The organism is Butyricicoccus porcorum (assembly GCF_051246315.1).
GTDB lineage: Bacteria > Bacillota > Clostridia > Oscillospirales > Butyricicoccaceae > Butyricicoccus_A > Butyricicoccus_A porcorum.
In genome coordinates this window covers 787,581-802,156 of record NZ_CP178353.1, presented here as the reverse complement: position 1 = coordinate 802,156, position 14,576 = coordinate 787,581, and the positions used below count along the sequence as shown (strand labels likewise).

Here is a 14,576-nt window from a genome sequence, read left to right as displayed (position 1 = left end):
AGCGGCGGCGTTCGGGCCGGATTAAGAATCAAACACCGACTCGACCGGTTCATCGCGCAGGATATGCGCGGGATTGCGCTCGAGCAGCAGCTCCGGGCAGCCGTCGCCATAGGTATCGCGCAGAAATGCGCGGATATCCGCCAGCCATGGCGTGCGCGCTGTGTCGCTGTGTGCATCGCTTGCAACCAGATGCACCAGCCCGATCTCCAGCATCCGGCGGGATACGCGCAGAGCACCTTCGCCGAACCGTCCGAGTGGACTGCCCCGGTTGATTTGCAGGACACAGCCCATGTCCGCGAAGACAGGCAGCAGCCCGCCGGGGTCGCGCTGCACAAACCGGTAGCGTTCGGGATGGGCAATGATCGGCGTATAGCCCGCATCCAGCAGCGATTCCAGCCCGTCCAGCACGCGGGACGGGCGGTCGTGAAACGAAAATTCCACCAATGGATACCGTGTGCCGCCCAGCGTCGGCACGGTGCCGCGCCGCAGCATGTCGGCCACATCGCCGTCAAAATAAATTTCCGCACCGGTGACAATTTCCAGCGGGATATTTTGCTGCTTCAGCAGGGTGCGCAGCGCTGTAAAGCGTGCGTCCAACTCGTCTGAGGCGTAATTTTCAAACATGCGGGCGATGTTGGTGTGCGGTGTGGCGGCGATGGTTGCCACACCCGCATCCACGGCGAGCCGCGCCATGTCCAGTGCCTGTTCCGGTGTCTGTGCGCCGTCATCTACGCCCGGCAGGATATGGCAGTGCAGGTCGATCATGTCGACATATCTCCTTTTCCAAATGATACAGAGTACGTATAGTATACCACAGAATGGCAGGCGTGCGGCTGTTTTGGGCGATATCTTTGCCGAAATCATACAGAAAAAGCGATATACTGTGTGCTGTATGCAAAACTGTCGATTGACAGTGAGGAAAAAGCGGGTTAATATGATAGAAGAATGTCTGTATATGCAAATTTGTAATAGAATGAGGGGATGAGACAGGACAATGAAATCAATGGGGGATAAACAGAAAACAGGAAGACATCGGTGGCGGCAGCAGCTGGTGCTGCTGCTTGATGTCTGCATTTTGCTGGCAGTCAGCATGGTTATTTTCCGCCTGACACCGGATACCAACGGTACCGGCTCGACCGACTGGAACAATCTCTGGCCGGGGCTTGTGCAGATGAGCGTGTGCATCCTGCTGTTCCAGCTGCTGATGCGCACCTATGATACCCTGTGGCGCTATGCGGAGACACGGGAATACCTGACCCTGCTCGTCGGCATGGCGGGCGGTACATTGCTCAACCTGTTGTCGATGTATGTCTTCGGGCAGCGGCTGTCCCGTATGTTTGTCTGCACGGCGGCGGCATTTTCCCTGCTCGTGATGCTTGCGGTGCGCATGCTGTACCGTCGGTATCGGGAGCTTGTCACACGGCATACGCCGAGGGGCGGCGTGTATACCGGTATCATCGGCGCGGGGGATGCGGGGATATCCCTGCTGCGCGAGATGCGGCGGAGCCCGGAGGGACGGTATCAGCCGCACTGCTTCTTTGACGACGATCCGGAAAAAATCGGCACGCGCATTCACGGCTTGCCGGTCTATGGCCCAATCAGCGCATTGCCGGAGCGCATTGGCAATCTGCCGGTGTCCGAGTTGGTGGTGGCTATGCCGACTGTATCGGCGGAACGCCGCCGCGAAATTCTGGGGATTTGTACCCAGACCAGCTGTCATGTCAGTGTATTGCCTGACCGGCTGGATCTGCTGGAGCATCCGAACAATGCCTCCCCGCTGCGCACCTCCATGCGTGAGGTACGCATTGAGGATCTGCTTGGCCGCGCGCCGGTTCAGCTGGATTCCGCGCGCACAAAGACATTCTTACAGGGCAAGACTGTTATGGTCACAGGCGGCGGCGGTTCCATCGGTTCCGAGCTGTGCCGCCAGATTGCCCGCTGTCAGCCCAGTCGGCTGGTTATTCTGGATATCTATGAAAACGGCGCATATGATGTCCAGCAGGAGCTGGTGCGCCGGTATGGTGATGCGCTCGACCTTCGGGTGGAAATTGCATCAGTGCGTGACCGCAGGCGGCTGTATCAGGTGTTCTCCATGCACCGCCCACAGGTGGTATTTCATGCCGCAGCACACAAGCATGTGCCGCTGATGGAGGAAAGCCCGACCGAAGCGGTCAAAAACAATGTCTTCGGCACATGGAATACCATTTGTGCCTGTGAGACATTCAGCGTGGAAAAATTCGTGTTGATTTCGACCGACAAGGCAGTGAATCCAACCAATGTCATGGGCGCGACCAAGCGCATGTGTGAGCAGCTGATGCAAAGCCGCAAGGGGATTTCACGCACGGAATTTGCGGCAGTGCGTTTCGGCAATGTGCTCGGCTCCAATGGTTCGGTTGTGCCGCTGTTCCGGCGGCAGATTGCCGCGGGCGGCCCGGTCACGATTACAGATAAGCGCATTATCCGGTATTTTATGACCATTCCCGAAGCGGCACAGCTCGTGCTGGAGGCCGGGGCAATGGCACATGGCGGCGAGGTCTATGTACTCGACATGGGTGAGCCGGTCAGGATTCTGGATCTCGCGGAAAAACTGATCCGGCTGTCCGGGTATATCCCGTACAGCGATATTGATATCGTGGAAATCGGTTTGCGTCCGGGCGAAAAGCTGTATGAAGAGCTGCTGATGAAGAGCGAAGAACTGAGCAAGACCGAAAACCAGAAAATCTTTATCGAACGGCAGGAGGAAATTTCGCCGCATGTGATGGGGCGCATGCTTGAGCAATTGAAGCAGGCTGCGGATTCCGGCAGTGCCGATGAGGTGCGCCGGGCATTGCATGCCTGTGTGCAGACCTATCACAGCGCGGAAGAGGTCAACCGTGAGGCAATCGAACAAATGGAGCTGCAAACGCAGCAGGCAGCAATGGCGGAGGGATAAAACAAATATGAAAACAATTCTTGTCACCGGCGGCACCGGCTATATCGGCAGCCATGTATGTGTACAGCTGCTCGAAGCGGGCTATCAGGTGGTTATTGCAGATAATTTAATCAATTCCAAGCGCGATGTCGTCGACCGCATCGCGCGCATCACCGGCAAAACGCCGGCGTTTTATCAGACGGATTTGCTTGATCTGGACGGCATGCGCGCGATTTTTCGCGCACATCACATCGATGGCGTCATTCATTTTGCCGGGCTCAAGGCAGTCGGCGAATCGGTGGCACAGCCGCTGCGCTATTATTCCAACAACCTGACCGGCACGCTGAATCTGCTCACTGCGATGCAGGAAGCTGGCTGTCCGGTGATTGTCTTTTCGTCCTCTGCGACGGTATACGGCGAAAACAATCCCGTGCCGTTTGACGAGAGCATGCCGACTTCGGCAACCAATCCATATGGCTATACCAAAGTGGCACAGGAGCGCATCCTGTCGGATATCGCGGCGGCACAGCCGGACATGAGCGTGCTGCTGCTGCGCTATTTCAATCCGGTCGGTGCACATCCGAGCGGACTGATCGGGGAAAATCCGAATGGCATTCCGAACAACCTGATGCCGTTTGTCGCAAAGGTTGCCACAGGCGAGCTGCCGCGCATCAATGTGTTCGGCGATGATTACGATACGCCGGACGGCACAGGCGTGCGCGATTATATCCATGTCTGTGATCTGGCGCATGGACATGTGCTCGCGCTGGAATATGCCTTCGGGCGCACGGGTACAGATATTATCAATCTCGGCACAGGCCATGGCAGCTCGGTACTCGAGCTGATTCATGCCTTTTCCGAAGCGTGCGGACAGGAACTGCCGTATGTCATTACGCCACGCCGTCCGGGTGATATCGCGGAATGCTGGGCAGATACCAAAAAAGCAAAGGAAGTGCTCGGCTTTACCGCGAAAGCGACTCTGGCAGATATGTGCCGTGACAGCTGGAACTTTATCTGCCACCAGCGAGAGGAAGCGGAATGATCGGAAAAAAAGGAATTGTCCTCTATATCATTGCGCTGGCTGCTGCGCTTGCGGGCATTCTGTTCGGAGCATATCACTTCTTTTTCGGCGGCGTACAATCGGATGACACCATGAAAAATATGGTGAACAATCAGACAAGCAGTGAAGCCGAACCGCTTGACCCATTCGATTGTGTCGCGCTGTTCGGCATCGATACAGCGGAGGGCGAAAGTGGCCGCTCGGACGCAATCATGCTGGCATCCATTGACAGCCACAACAACCGCATCCGTCTGTGTTCCATTGCGCGTGACACGCGTGTTGATATCGAAGGACATGGCAAATGCAAGCTGAATGCGGCATATGCGTATGGCGGCGGGGAGCTTGCCCTGCAAACCATCAATGAAAATTTCGGACTGAATGTGGGCAGCTATATTGCGGTGAATTTTTCCGGCATGGCGGATATCGTCGACCAGCTGGGCGGCGTAGAGGTCGATCTGTCGGACGGTGAGCTGGAATATATGGGCAAACACGGCGAAGGGTTGGAAAGCGGGAAAGATGTTCAGCTGAACGGCGAACAGGCGGTGGCATACAGCCGCATTCGTTATCTGGACAACGACGATGTGCGCACCTCGCGCCAGCGCGAGGTATTGCAGAGCCTGCTCGACCGGGTGCGCGGTCTGGACAGCGCGCAGTATCCGCAGCTGATAGATCAGCTGCTGGAGCAGTGTACAACCAACCTGTCACAGGCACAGCTGCTTGCGCTGCTCGCGCAGCTCACGCCGGAGGAGACAGAGATTCGGCAGCATGCTGTACCGTCAGAACAGACGCAGGCGGAAGGGCAGACCATCGGCGGCGCATGGTTCTATGTGTATGACACACAGAAGGCCGGAGAGGAAATCCGGGACTTTCTTGCAATTGAATAAAACAACAGCCTGTACATCGCATGGTACAGGCTGTTTTGTGTTATGGTGTTGCAAATTCCTTTAGCAGGGAATCCAGCAGGAAAATTTGCCGGTCAGACAGACCTGCGTATTTGGGAGAGGTGTCCTGAAATTCTGCAACCAGTGTGCGCAGGATTTTCTTTTGCTGTTCAGACAACGCCCGGATAGACAGCATTTCTTCTTTATCAATACCGACGAGATAATCAAGTGATACATGAAAGACGAGAGCCATATCCGTCAGCACATCGAGCGGAGGCAGTTTGATGTTGTTTTCATAGCTGCTGATGACTGATTTGCTGCGTCCCACGCGGAGCCCCAGTTCTTCCTGGGACAGGTGATGCTGTTCACGCAATTCGCGTATGCGCAGACCAAAGTCAAACATAGGTACAGTCCTCCAAAAGAAGTTTTCATTTCATAATCATCTTACTGCACTTGAGTTTTGAAATCAGAAACTATATAATAATGTTGTTTCTAAAACAGAAACATTATACTGAAAAAATTTGCTGTTAGAGTACGTGAAGAAACAATGGTGATGAAATGCGAAAAAGGACTGTAGTTTTTATCGGACACAGGGAATGCGCTGCCCTGATGGTTACATACGAAGCGCTGTTTGCGTATACAATGGTACTCATCGGCATTGTCAGTCTGGTCATCCAGATTATAAAAAAGTAACCCGCCTGATCTCCCAATAAGGCGGGTTACTTAAACTCAGTCACGGAGGGCGAACCGTCTGTCGGTGTGCCTCGTTTTTCTGTTTACAGAATACAATGTTTTTGACCAATTGTCAAGCAGGCGCACGGGCAGAAGATTTCCGCAGCCGTGCGCCTGTATTTTTTACTTTTTTCGTCCGAGCAGCCCGAGCAGAGCGGTCATGCCGAACATGCCGGCGGCATACCATGTGCGGAACCGCCGCCAGAGCTGTTTGACCCGTTTCATATCGGTCAGTTCTTGAGCGAATGCATCGGCGCGGGGATACGTCCGCCGCGGTGGATGAACTTCGCAGAGGAGAACGGATGGACATCCATAACCGGAGCCGAACCCAGCAGACCGCCGAATTCAAGCTCGTCGCCCACCTTGTGACCGATGGCCGGGATGACACGGACAGCCGTGGTCTTGCAGTTGACAACACCGATGGCAGCTTCATCCGCGATAATAGCGGAGATGGTTTCTGCCGGAGTGTCACCCGGAATGGCGATCATATCCAGACCGACCGAGCAGACCGCAGTCATGGCTTCCAGCTTGTCCAGATGCAGCGCACCTTCCTGTACGGCATGAATCATGCCCTCGTCTTCCGAAACCGGGATAAATGCACCGGACAGACCGCCGACCGAAGCGGAGGCCATGACGCCGCCCTTCTTGACCGCGTCATTCAGCATGGCGAGAATTGCCGTTGTACCATGTGTGCCGCAGCATTCCAGGCCGACTTCCTCCAGAATGCGTGCGACTGAGTCGCCAACTGCCGGGGTCGGTGCGAGCGACAGATCGACAATGCCAAACGGTACGCCGAGGCGTTCGGATGCAATCGAACCAACCAGCTGACCCATACGGGTGATCTTGAATGCAGTCTTTTTGATGATATCTGCGACTTCGTTAATCGAACAGTCACCTGCACGGCGGATGGCCGAATGAACAACGCCCGGGCCGGATACACCGATATTCAGCACACAGTCCGCTTCACCGACACCGTGAAATGCACCTGCCATGAACGGATTGTCCTCAACGGCATTGGCAAAGACAACCAGCTTGCCTGCGCCGATGCACTGCTGATCGGCGGTCAGTTCGGCGGTCTCACGGATGACCTCACCCATCATGCGGACAGCGTCAAGGTTGATGCCTGCTTTGGTGGATGCGACATTGACCGAAGAGCATACCAGATCGGTCGTAGCCAGTGCTTCCGGAATAGAGCGGATCAGAATTTCATCGCCCTTGGCAAAGCCCTTCTGAACGAGGGCAGAAAAGCCGCCGACAAAGTTGACACCACAGGTCTCTGCCGCGCGGTTGAGTGCCTGTGCCAGCGGGACATATGAGGTTGCATCAGTCGCCGCACCGATCATGGAAATCGGGGTGACAGAAATGCGCTTGTGGATAATCGGAATGCCAAGCTCAGCTTCAATCTGCTCGCCGGTTTTGACAAGATTTTCCGCCTTGCGTGTAATCTTCTCATAGATTTTGTCGGAAACCGCATTGATGTCATCGGAGATACAGTCGAGCAGGGAGATACCCATGGTAATGGTACGGATATCCAGATGCTCATCCTCGATCATCTTGATGGTTTCCATGATGTCAAAGCTGTTAATCATAATGCGGACTCCTCTCAGATGCGGTGCATGGCGTTGAAGATATCCTCATGCATCAGGTGCACCTTCATGCCCAGATCTACGCCGTCCGCTTCCAGCTGTGCGGTCAGTGCCGGGAAGCTGATATCACAGTTTTCCAGCTCGACGAGCATAATCATGGCGAACAGGTCGCCGCCCATGATGTTCTGACGGACATCAACGATGTTGATGGAATGACTGCTCAGGGTGTTGGAAATCCGGGCGATGACGCCGGTACGGTCCTTACCTGCTACGGTTAACATTGCACGCATGTTTGTTTCCTCCTAGTGCGTTTCAGCCGCGTCGAGCGCGGCGAGAATAATGGGATTGGAAATCAGGAATCCGGCGTCAGTGAGATGCCAGTGGCTTCCTGTATGACTGATATGGGTTGGTGGCAGGACGGAAAATGCCTGCTCAATAGGGGTGGGATCGCGTCCGAATGTGGCGCGGTAGTATGCTGCATCCCAGCCGTCCGAGGTGCGGAGGGAGAGCATGATATATTCCAGTGCGCGGTCAATGTGCTCGTCTTCTATGACCGGGCGGGCAGTCCCTGCCAGCCATGTGCTGAGGTCACGCGGCCATTCGATGCGTTGTCCGCCGAAATCGGCGTGTGCACCGGGGCCGAAGCCGAGATAGGGCGACTGTGCCCAATACCGGCTGTTGTGGCGGCTGCGGAAGTGGCTTTCGCGCGCAAAATTGGAAATTTCGTAGTGTTCAAAGCCTGCCTGTGCCATTTTTTCACATAGCAGCAGATACATATCTGCCTGTGTGTCTTCCTCCGGCAGGATGGGATTCTGTTGTCCAAGCGGCGTGTGCGGCTCGACAGTCAGCCCGTAGCACGACAGGTGTTCCGGCTCCAGTGCGAGCAGCGCGTCAATCGACTGTTCCAGCTGTGGGACAGTCTGTCCCGGCAGAGCATACATCAGATCGACACTGAGGTTATCAAAGCCCGCACGCCGGGCACGGAAAAAGGCATCCTGTGCCTGAGCGAATGTATGGATACGCCCAAGGGCGCGCAGCTCTTCGTCGTGCGCCGACTGAATGCCCATCGACAGGCGGGTTACACCTGCTTCGCGCGAGATTGACAGAAATTCGTCTGTCATGGAGTCCGGATTGGCTTCGACGGTGATTTCCGCATTTGGCTCGACAGCATACCGCCGCCGCAGCTCGTCCAGCGTGCGCGCGATGCGCGCACCGCCCAGCAGGCTGGGCGTGCCGCCGCCGAAGTAAATTGTATCGATGGTATAATCGGTACAGTCCGGCGCGGCCTGGACGAGCTGCGCCAGCAGGCGGTGCACATAGGCATCCCACTGCTGCGGCTGTCCCGCAACGGAATAGAAATCACAGTAGGCACATTTTGCCGCGCAGAACGGCACATGGATATAGATACCCAGCTTATTCTTCATCCAGCTTAAGCACCGCCATAAAGGCTTCCTGCGGCACCTGGACGGAACCGAGGGCACGCATACGCTTTTTGCCTTCCTTCTGCTTTTCCAGCAGCTTTTTCTTTCGGGTGATGTCGCCGCCATAGCACTTGGCAAGGACATCCTTGCGCATTGCCTTGATGGTTTCACGCGCAATGATCTTGTTGCCGATGGCGGCCTGAACCGGGATTTCGAACAGCTGACGCGGGATATTATCCTTCAGCTTTTCGACAATTTTACGTGCGCGTCCATATGCTTTGTCCGTATGGACAATGAATGACAGCGCATCGACCGGGTCGCCGTTGAGCAGGACATCCAGCTTGACCAGATCGGACTTGCGGTAGCCAATCAGCTCGTAATCGAGCGAAGCATAGCCGCGCGTACGCGATTTGAGTGCGTCAAAGAAATCATAAATAATTTCACCCAGTGGCAGCTCATAATGCAGCTCGACACGGTCGGTGTCGATGTACTGCATGTCCTTATAAATGCCGCGTCGTTCCTGACACAGATCCATGATATTGCCGACATATTCACTCGGCGTCATGATGCTCGCTTTGACATACGGCTCTTCAGCGTAATCCAGCGTAGTCGGGTCAGGATAATTGAGCGGGTTGTCGATATATTCCTCCTCGCCGTCCGTGCGTTTGATTTTGTAGATAACGCTCGGTGCGGTGGTGATGAGGTCGAGATCATATTCGCGTTCGAGGCGTTCCTGAATGATCTCCATATGGAGCAGGCCGAGGAAGCCGCAGCGGAAGCCAAAGCCGAGGGCAATGGAGCTTTCCGGCTCGAAGGTCAGAGAGGCATCATTTAACTGGAGCTTTTCCAGTGCGTCGCGCAGATCGGGATAGCGTGCGCTGTCCGCCGGATAGACACCGGAAAAGACCATCGGCTGTACCTTGCGGTAGCCGGGCAGCGGCTCGGCGGCACGGTTTTCGGTACCGGTGACGGTATCACCGACGCGCGTATCAGATACATTTTTAATGGAAGCGGTAAAATAGCCGACCTCACCGGCACACAGGCCGTCTGCGGACGGTTCGAGCGACAGCGGGCGCATATAACCGGCTTCGACAACCTGGAACTGTGCACCGGTCGCCATCATGGAAACCTTCATGCCGGGCTTGATGCAGCCTTCCATAACGCGGACATAGACAATGACGCCGCGATAGGTATCATACTGGCTGTCGAAGATGAGGGCGCGCAGCGGTGCATCCGGATCGCCATCCGGCGCAGGGATATCGCTGACAATGCGTTCGAGCACTTCTTCAATATTGATACCCATTTTGGCAGAGACCTCCGGCGCATCCTCTGCGGGTATGCCGATGATATCCTCGATTTCATGCTTGGCGCGCGCCGGGTCAGCGGACGGCAGATCGATTTTATTGACGACCGGCAGAACCTCCAGACCGTGCTCGATGGCGAGATAGGTGTTGGCGAGTGTCTGTGCCTCAATGCCCTGCGTGGCATCGACGACGAGTACAGCGCCTTCACATGCAGCGAGTGAGCGCGATACCTCATAATTGAAGTCGACATGGCCGGGCGTGTCGATCAGGTTCATCTGATATGTTTTCCCGTCCTGCGCTTCATAGTCCATGCGCACGGCACGGGCTTTGATCGTAATGCCGCGCTCACGTTCCAGATCCATATTGTCCAGCAGCTGGCTTTCCATTTCGCGCTGGGTAACGGTATGGCATTGTTCCAGCAGGCGGTCAGCCAGCGTGGATTTGCCGTGGTCGATGTGCGCCACAATCGAAAAATTGCGGATGAGAGATTGGTCTTTCATGATTGCTCCTTTTGCGCCGCACAGCAGGAGAAGCTGCTCTGCGGCAGGCGTTCACGGCGGCAGGTATGCCCGCCGTTTTATCGTAAATACTAGTATATCATAGCATTTCGTGCTGGACAACGGAAATTGCGCATAAAAACAACGGAAAAAGTAGTGCCGACGCGCACAGAGGAGAGACGGAACCGGTTCGTGCAATCCAAGCGGCTCCTTCTGCGGGTCTGGCTCGCGCCGTGAAACCGGCGCGCGCAGGGAACAGACACCTGATTTGAAAAACTGCCCAAATCCCGCCGGGAAATTCTGCCCCAAACGGTCAATTTTACAGCAATTTTCAACATTCACAAATTATTCACAGAATTTCCCCGGCTTTTCCTTGACATTGCGGGGGACGGGTGGTATCTTGTATTTAGCACTCAGAGAGGTTGAGTGCTAACACTCAAAGCAAGACAGTGCTAAAGCACCCGGAATCATCAGGAGGTGAACACCGTGGAGCTGTCCGCACGAAAAAAACTGATCTTAAAGACAATCATCGGCGATTATATTCGCACGGCAGAGCCGGTTGGCTCCAAGGCGATTGCGAGCCGTCCGGAGCTTGGATTTTCTTCCGCTACCATCCGCAATGAGATGAGCGAGCTGGAGGAAATGGGCTATCTGGAAAAACCGCACACCTCTGCCGGACGCATTCCGTCGCCCGCAGGCTATCGCCTGTATGTCGATGAGCTGATGGGTCAGCCAAATCTGACCGCCGCTGACGTCGACCGCATCAATTCGGTTATGAAGCTCAAGGTCAAGGAGCTTGACCGCATGGTGTCTGAGGCCGGCAAGCTGATTTCCAATCTGACCGATTATACGACGCTCGCCGTCACGCCGGTGATGCAGCGCGTCACCATCCGGAAATTCCAGATTATCTCAGTCAGCCCGGTGGATTTTGTCATCGTTGCCGTCACCGACAGCGGCGTTGTCAAAAACAAGATGTTGCGCACTGCGGCTCCGGTGACAGCGGATGAGGCGGAGCTGCTGACTTATGTGCTCAACCAGACGCTGACCGGCATCCCGATCGATGCCATCACGCCGGAACGGTTCGACATCGTCCGCCGCGCCGCAGGTGTCACCGCACTGCTGACACTGGTTGCAGAATTTCTCAATGAGTTCATCGAGGAGATGAGCGAACAGAAGGTATTTTTGCAGGGTGCCTCCAAGCTGCTGGCATATCCGGAATATAGGGATGTGCACAAGGCACAGGAGCTGCTGGATTTCATCTCGGATGAAAGCAACATGCCTGCCCTGCGGGCGTTTACCCGCGACATCGACGGCGTGCGCATCACCATCGGGCCGGAAAACGGCAAGGGACCGATGCAGAACGCGAGCATGGTCTATGCGACCTATAACATCGGCTCAGTCGGACGCGGCCTGATCGGGATCGTCGGCCCGACCCGAATGGATTACGCGAAGCTGTCCGCACGGCTGGCGCTGTTCTCCAAAGGGCTCAATCGTTTGATTGCCGAGACCTTTTTCGACGAAGACTAGCATGCAGTTGCATAGCATATGATTACCCCGCCGCGGCATGGCGGCGATGGAGGAGGAACGACCACACATGGAAACCAAAGACAGCGTAGAGCAGGAAACCGTTCAGCAGGAAGCGGAAACCGCAGCGGCTGCGCAGGCGGAAAAGGCTGCCGGAGCTGCTGAGGCGGAATCGGCCGAAGAAAAAAAAGAGCTGACCGCAGAGGAAAAACTGCAAAAGCAGTTTGATGAGCTGAATGACCGCTATATGCGCATGGCTGCCGAATACGACAACTTCCGCAAGCGCGTCGTAAAGGAACGCGATATGATCCGCTCGGAGGCAACCGGAAAGGCCCTGTCCGCCATCCTTCCGATTTATGACAATCTGGAGCGTGCGCTGGCGCAGGAAACCGCCGATACCGAATATAAAAAGGGCGTCGAAATGACAGCACGGCAGTTTGAGTCTGCGCTCGAATCGCTCGGCGTCGAAATCATCACCGCGGAGCCCGGCTCCGCATTCGATCCGACCGTACACAACGCGGTCATGCATATCGAAGACGAAGACCTCGAGGAGAACAGCATTGTAGAATGCTTCCAGAAGGGCTTCCGTCACGGCGACAAGATCATCCGCACGGCGATGGTCAAGGTCGCAAACTGAATTCTTTGTAAAATAACATCTTTTCTAAATAGGAGGAACTTATCATGGGCAAGATTATCGGCATTGACTTAGGTACTACAAACTCTTGTGTCGCTGTCATGGAAGGCGGCGAGGCTGTCGTCATCCCGAACAGCGAAGGTGCAAGAACCACCCCGTCTGTCGTAGCATTCAATAAGCAGGGCGAGCGCATTGTCGGCCAGACCGCAAAGAACCAGGCTGTCACCAATGCAGACCGCACCATCATTTCCATCAAGCGTCACATGGGCTCGGATTACCGTGTTGCCATCGACGACAAGAAGTATTCCCCGCAGGAAGTTTCTGCAATGATCCTGCAAAAGCTGAAGGCGGATGCGGAAGCCTACATCGGCTCTCCGGTTACCGAGGCAGTTATCACGGTTCCGGCATACTTCACTGACGCACAGCGTCAGGCAACCAAGGACGCAGGCAGAATTGCAGGCCTGGACGTCAAGCGTATCATCAACGAGCCGACCGCAGCTGCACTGGCTTACGGTGTAGATAAGGAATCGGAGCAGAAGATCATGGTCTATGACCTCGGCGGCGGTACGTTCGATGTCTCCATTCTGGAAATCGGCGACGGCGTTCTGGAAGTTCTGGCAACCGCAGGCAACAACCACCTCGGCGGCGATGACTTCGACCAGCGCATCATCGACTGGATGGCTTCTGAGTTCCAGAAATCCAACGGCATCGACCTGCGCGGCGACAAGATGGCAATGCAGCGCCTGAAGGAAGCTGCTGAGAAGGCAAAGATCGAGCTGTCCGGTGTCGCAACCACCACCATTTCCCAGCCGTATATCACCGCGGACGCAACCGGCCCGAAGCATCTGGAGCTGACACTGTCCCGCGCAAAGTTCAATGAACTGACCCATGACCTTGTTGAAGCAACCATGGGCCCGGTTAACCAGGCAATGAGCGACGCAGGCCTGTCCGCTGGCGACCTGTCCAAGATCCTGCTGGTCGGCGGTTCCACCCGTATCCCGGCGGTTCAGGAAGCCGTTAAGAAGATCACCGGCAAGGATGCATTCAAGGGCATCAACCCGGATGAATGTGTCGCAGTTGGCGCAGCTATTCAGGGCGGCGTACTCGGCGGCGATGTCAAGGACGTCCTGCTGCTGGATGTCACCCCGCTGTCCCTCGGCATTGAGACCCTTGGCGGCGTATGCACCAAGCTGATCGACCGCAACACCACCATCCCGACCAAGAAGAGCCAGATCTTCTCCACCGCAGCTGACAACCAGCCGTCCGTTGAGATTCATGTCCTCCAGGGCGAGCGTGAGATGGCAGCTGACAACAAGACCCTTGGCCGCTTCAATCTGGATGGCATTGCTCCGGCACGCCGCGGCGTGCCGCAGATCGAGGTTACGTTCGACATCGATGCAAACGGCATCGTAAACGTATCCGCAAAGGATCTGGGCACCGGCAAGGAGCAGAAGATCACCATCACCGCATCGACCAACCTGTCGGATGACGAGATCAACAAGGCAGTTGAGGAAGCGGAGAAGTTCGCAGAAGAGGATAAGAAGCGCAAGGAGCAGGTTGAAATCCGCAACAATGCGGAGCAGCTGGTCTTCCAGTGCGAGAACACGCTGAGCGAGCTGGGCGATAAGGTCGACGCGGCGGATAAGTCCGCTGTTGAGGCTGAGATCACCAAGGTCAAGGATGCACTCAAGGGCACCGACACCGATGCGATCAAGGCAGCATCTGACAGCCTGATGGGCAAGTTCCAGGAAATCTCCGCAAAGATGTACCAGCAGGCAAATCCGCAGGGTGCTGACCCGAACGACTTTGCAGGCGGCGCACAGGGCGGTGCACAGACCGGTGCAAACGGCGAGCAATATTATGATGCAGATTTCAAGGATGTTTCTGACGACAAGTAATCCAATAGAAACAAGACGGCAGGCAGGTTGGGATTCAACCTGCCTTGTCGGCTGTTCGGATGAGAAAAACATGTGCATTCCGGCAGCCGCAAGATAACCTCATTTATTCCGGCGACACGGTTCATCCC

12 protein-coding genes are annotated in these 14,576 nt (G+C 55.6%); 6 read left to right on the top strand and 6 right to left on the bottom strand.

What is annotated here, in order from left to right; all coding sequences use genetic code 11:
- Window positions 1–21 precede the first annotated feature (21 nt).
- Window positions 22–765, bottom strand: coding sequence for a tyrosine-protein phosphatase (locus ACLM7Z_RS03870; protein WP_087016923.1), 744 nt, complete (start codon window positions 763–765; stop codon window positions 22–24).
- Window positions 766–994: 229 nt separating this feature from the next.
- On the opposite strand from ACLM7Z_RS03870, the gene ACLM7Z_RS03865 reads away from it, so the two are divergent.
- Genes ACLM7Z_RS03865 through ACLM7Z_RS03855 form a run of 3 tightly spaced genes read left to right on the top strand, consistent with a single transcriptional unit; the run spans window position 995 to window position 4,855 of the window.
- Entirely contained in the window at window positions 995–2,932 is a 1,938-nt protein-coding gene (locus ACLM7Z_RS03865) for a nucleoside-diphosphate sugar epimerase/dehydratase (protein ID WP_273350348.1), read from the top strand.
- 7 nt (window positions 2,933–2,939) lie between these two features.
- A complete protein-coding gene (gene galE / locus ACLM7Z_RS03860) occupies window positions 2,940–3,953 on the top strand; it encodes a UDP-glucose 4-epimerase GalE (RefSeq protein ID WP_087016921.1) in 1,014 nt (337 codons plus the stop codon).
- Entirely contained in the window at window positions 3,950–4,855 is a 906-nt protein-coding gene (locus ACLM7Z_RS03855) for an LCP family protein (protein ID WP_087016919.1), read from the top strand. Before galE ends, ACLM7Z_RS03855 begins: the two co-directional genes overlap by 4 nt.
- A gap of 40 nt (window positions 4,856–4,895) precedes the next feature.
- Here the strand turns inward: ACLM7Z_RS03855 and ACLM7Z_RS03850 are convergent, their stop codons facing one another.
- The 5 genes from ACLM7Z_RS03850 to lepA all read right to left on the bottom strand — a co-directional run bounded on the left by ACLM7Z_RS03850 (window position 4,896) and on the right by lepA (window position 10,395).
- Window positions 4,896–5,255: a helix-turn-helix transcriptional regulator gene (locus tag ACLM7Z_RS03850; protein ID WP_273350350.1), complete on the bottom strand. Its 360-nt coding sequence runs from the start codon at window positions 5,253–5,255 to the stop codon at window positions 4,896–4,898.
- A gap of 559 nt (window positions 5,256–5,814) precedes the next feature.
- Window positions 5,815–7,173 (bottom strand): PFL family protein, encoded by a 1,359-nt coding sequence (locus tag ACLM7Z_RS03845; protein WP_087016914.1) that lies wholly within the window; start codon window positions 7,171–7,173, stop codon window positions 5,815–5,817.
- Window positions 7,174–7,187: 14 nt separating this feature from the next.
- Window positions 7,188–7,460, bottom strand: a complete 273-nt coding sequence (locus ACLM7Z_RS03840) for an ACT domain-containing protein (RefSeq protein ID WP_435645606.1) — start codon at window positions 7,458–7,460, stop codon at window positions 7,188–7,190.
- A gap of 12 nt (window positions 7,461–7,472) precedes the next feature.
- Window positions 7,473–8,594, bottom strand: coding sequence for a radical SAM family heme chaperone HemW (gene hemW, locus ACLM7Z_RS03835; RefSeq protein WP_435645605.1), 1,122 nt, complete (start codon window positions 8,592–8,594; stop codon window positions 7,473–7,475).
- Window positions 8,584–10,395, bottom strand: coding sequence for a translation elongation factor 4 (lepA, locus tag ACLM7Z_RS03830; RefSeq protein ID WP_087016908.1), 1,812 nt, complete (start codon window positions 10,393–10,395; stop codon window positions 8,584–8,586). The genes hemW and lepA overlap by 11 nt, the downstream gene beginning before the upstream one ends.
- 483 nt (window positions 10,396–10,878) lie before the next feature.
- Here lepA and hrcA point away from each other — a divergent pair, with 483 nt between their 5' ends.
- From hrcA to dnaK, 3 genes are read left to right on the top strand one after another with little or no spacing between them, the layout of a single operon-like run.
- A complete protein-coding gene (gene hrcA / locus ACLM7Z_RS03825; RefSeq protein ID WP_165760998.1) occupies window positions 10,879–11,919 on the top strand; it encodes a heat-inducible transcriptional repressor HrcA in 1,041 nt (346 codons plus the stop codon).
- Between the two features lie 37 nt (window positions 11,920–11,956).
- The gene (gene grpE, locus ACLM7Z_RS03820) at window positions 11,957–12,553 is read left to right on the top strand and encodes a nucleotide exchange factor GrpE (protein ID WP_087016904.1); all 597 of its coding nucleotides are present in this window, start codon (window positions 11,957–11,959) and stop codon (window positions 12,551–12,553) included.
- Window positions 12,554–12,597: 44 nt separating this feature from the next.
- Window positions 12,598–14,448, top strand: a complete 1,851-nt coding sequence (gene dnaK, locus ACLM7Z_RS03815; protein WP_087016902.1) for a molecular chaperone DnaK — start codon at window positions 12,598–12,600, stop codon at window positions 14,446–14,448.
- The last annotated feature ends 128 nt before the right edge of the window (window positions 14,449–14,576 follow it).

Coding starts and splice junctions, on each gene's coding strand:
- ACLM7Z_RS03850 (WP_273350350.1), bottom strand. CDS start 5,255: ATGTTTGACTTTGGTCTGCGCATACGCGAATTGCGTGAACAGCATCAC.
- dnaK (WP_087016902.1), top strand. CDS start 12,598: ATGGGCAAGATTATCGGCATTGACTTAGGTACTACAAACTCTTGTGTC.
- galE (WP_087016921.1), top strand. CDS start 2,940: ATGAAAACAATTCTTGTCACCGGCGGCACCGGCTATATCGGCAGCCAT.
- ACLM7Z_RS03855 (WP_087016919.1), top strand. CDS start 3,950: ATGATCGGAAAAAAAGGAATTGTCCTCTATATCATTGCGCTGGCTGCT.
- ACLM7Z_RS03840 (WP_435645606.1), bottom strand. CDS start 7,460: ATGCGTGCAATGTTAACCGTAGCAGGTAAGGACCGTACCGGCGTCATC.
- ACLM7Z_RS03865 (WP_273350348.1), top strand. CDS start 995: ATGAAATCAATGGGGGATAAACAGAAAACAGGAAGACATCGGTGGCGG.
- lepA (WP_087016908.1), bottom strand. CDS start 10,395: ATGAAAGACCAATCTCTCATCCGCAATTTTTCGATTGTGGCGCACATC.
- ACLM7Z_RS03870 (WP_087016923.1), bottom strand. CDS start 765: ATGATCGACCTGCACTGCCATATCCTGCCGGGCGTAGATGACGGCGCA.
- grpE (WP_087016904.1), top strand. CDS start 11,957: ATGGCGGCGATGGAGGAGGAACGACCACACATGGAAACCAAAGACAGC.
- ACLM7Z_RS03845 (WP_087016914.1), bottom strand. CDS start 7,173: ATGATTAACAGCTTTGACATCATGGAAACCATCAAGATGATCGAGGAT.
- hemW (WP_435645605.1), bottom strand. CDS start 8,594: ATGAAGAATAAGCTGGGTATCTATATCCATGTGCCGTTCTGCGCGGCA.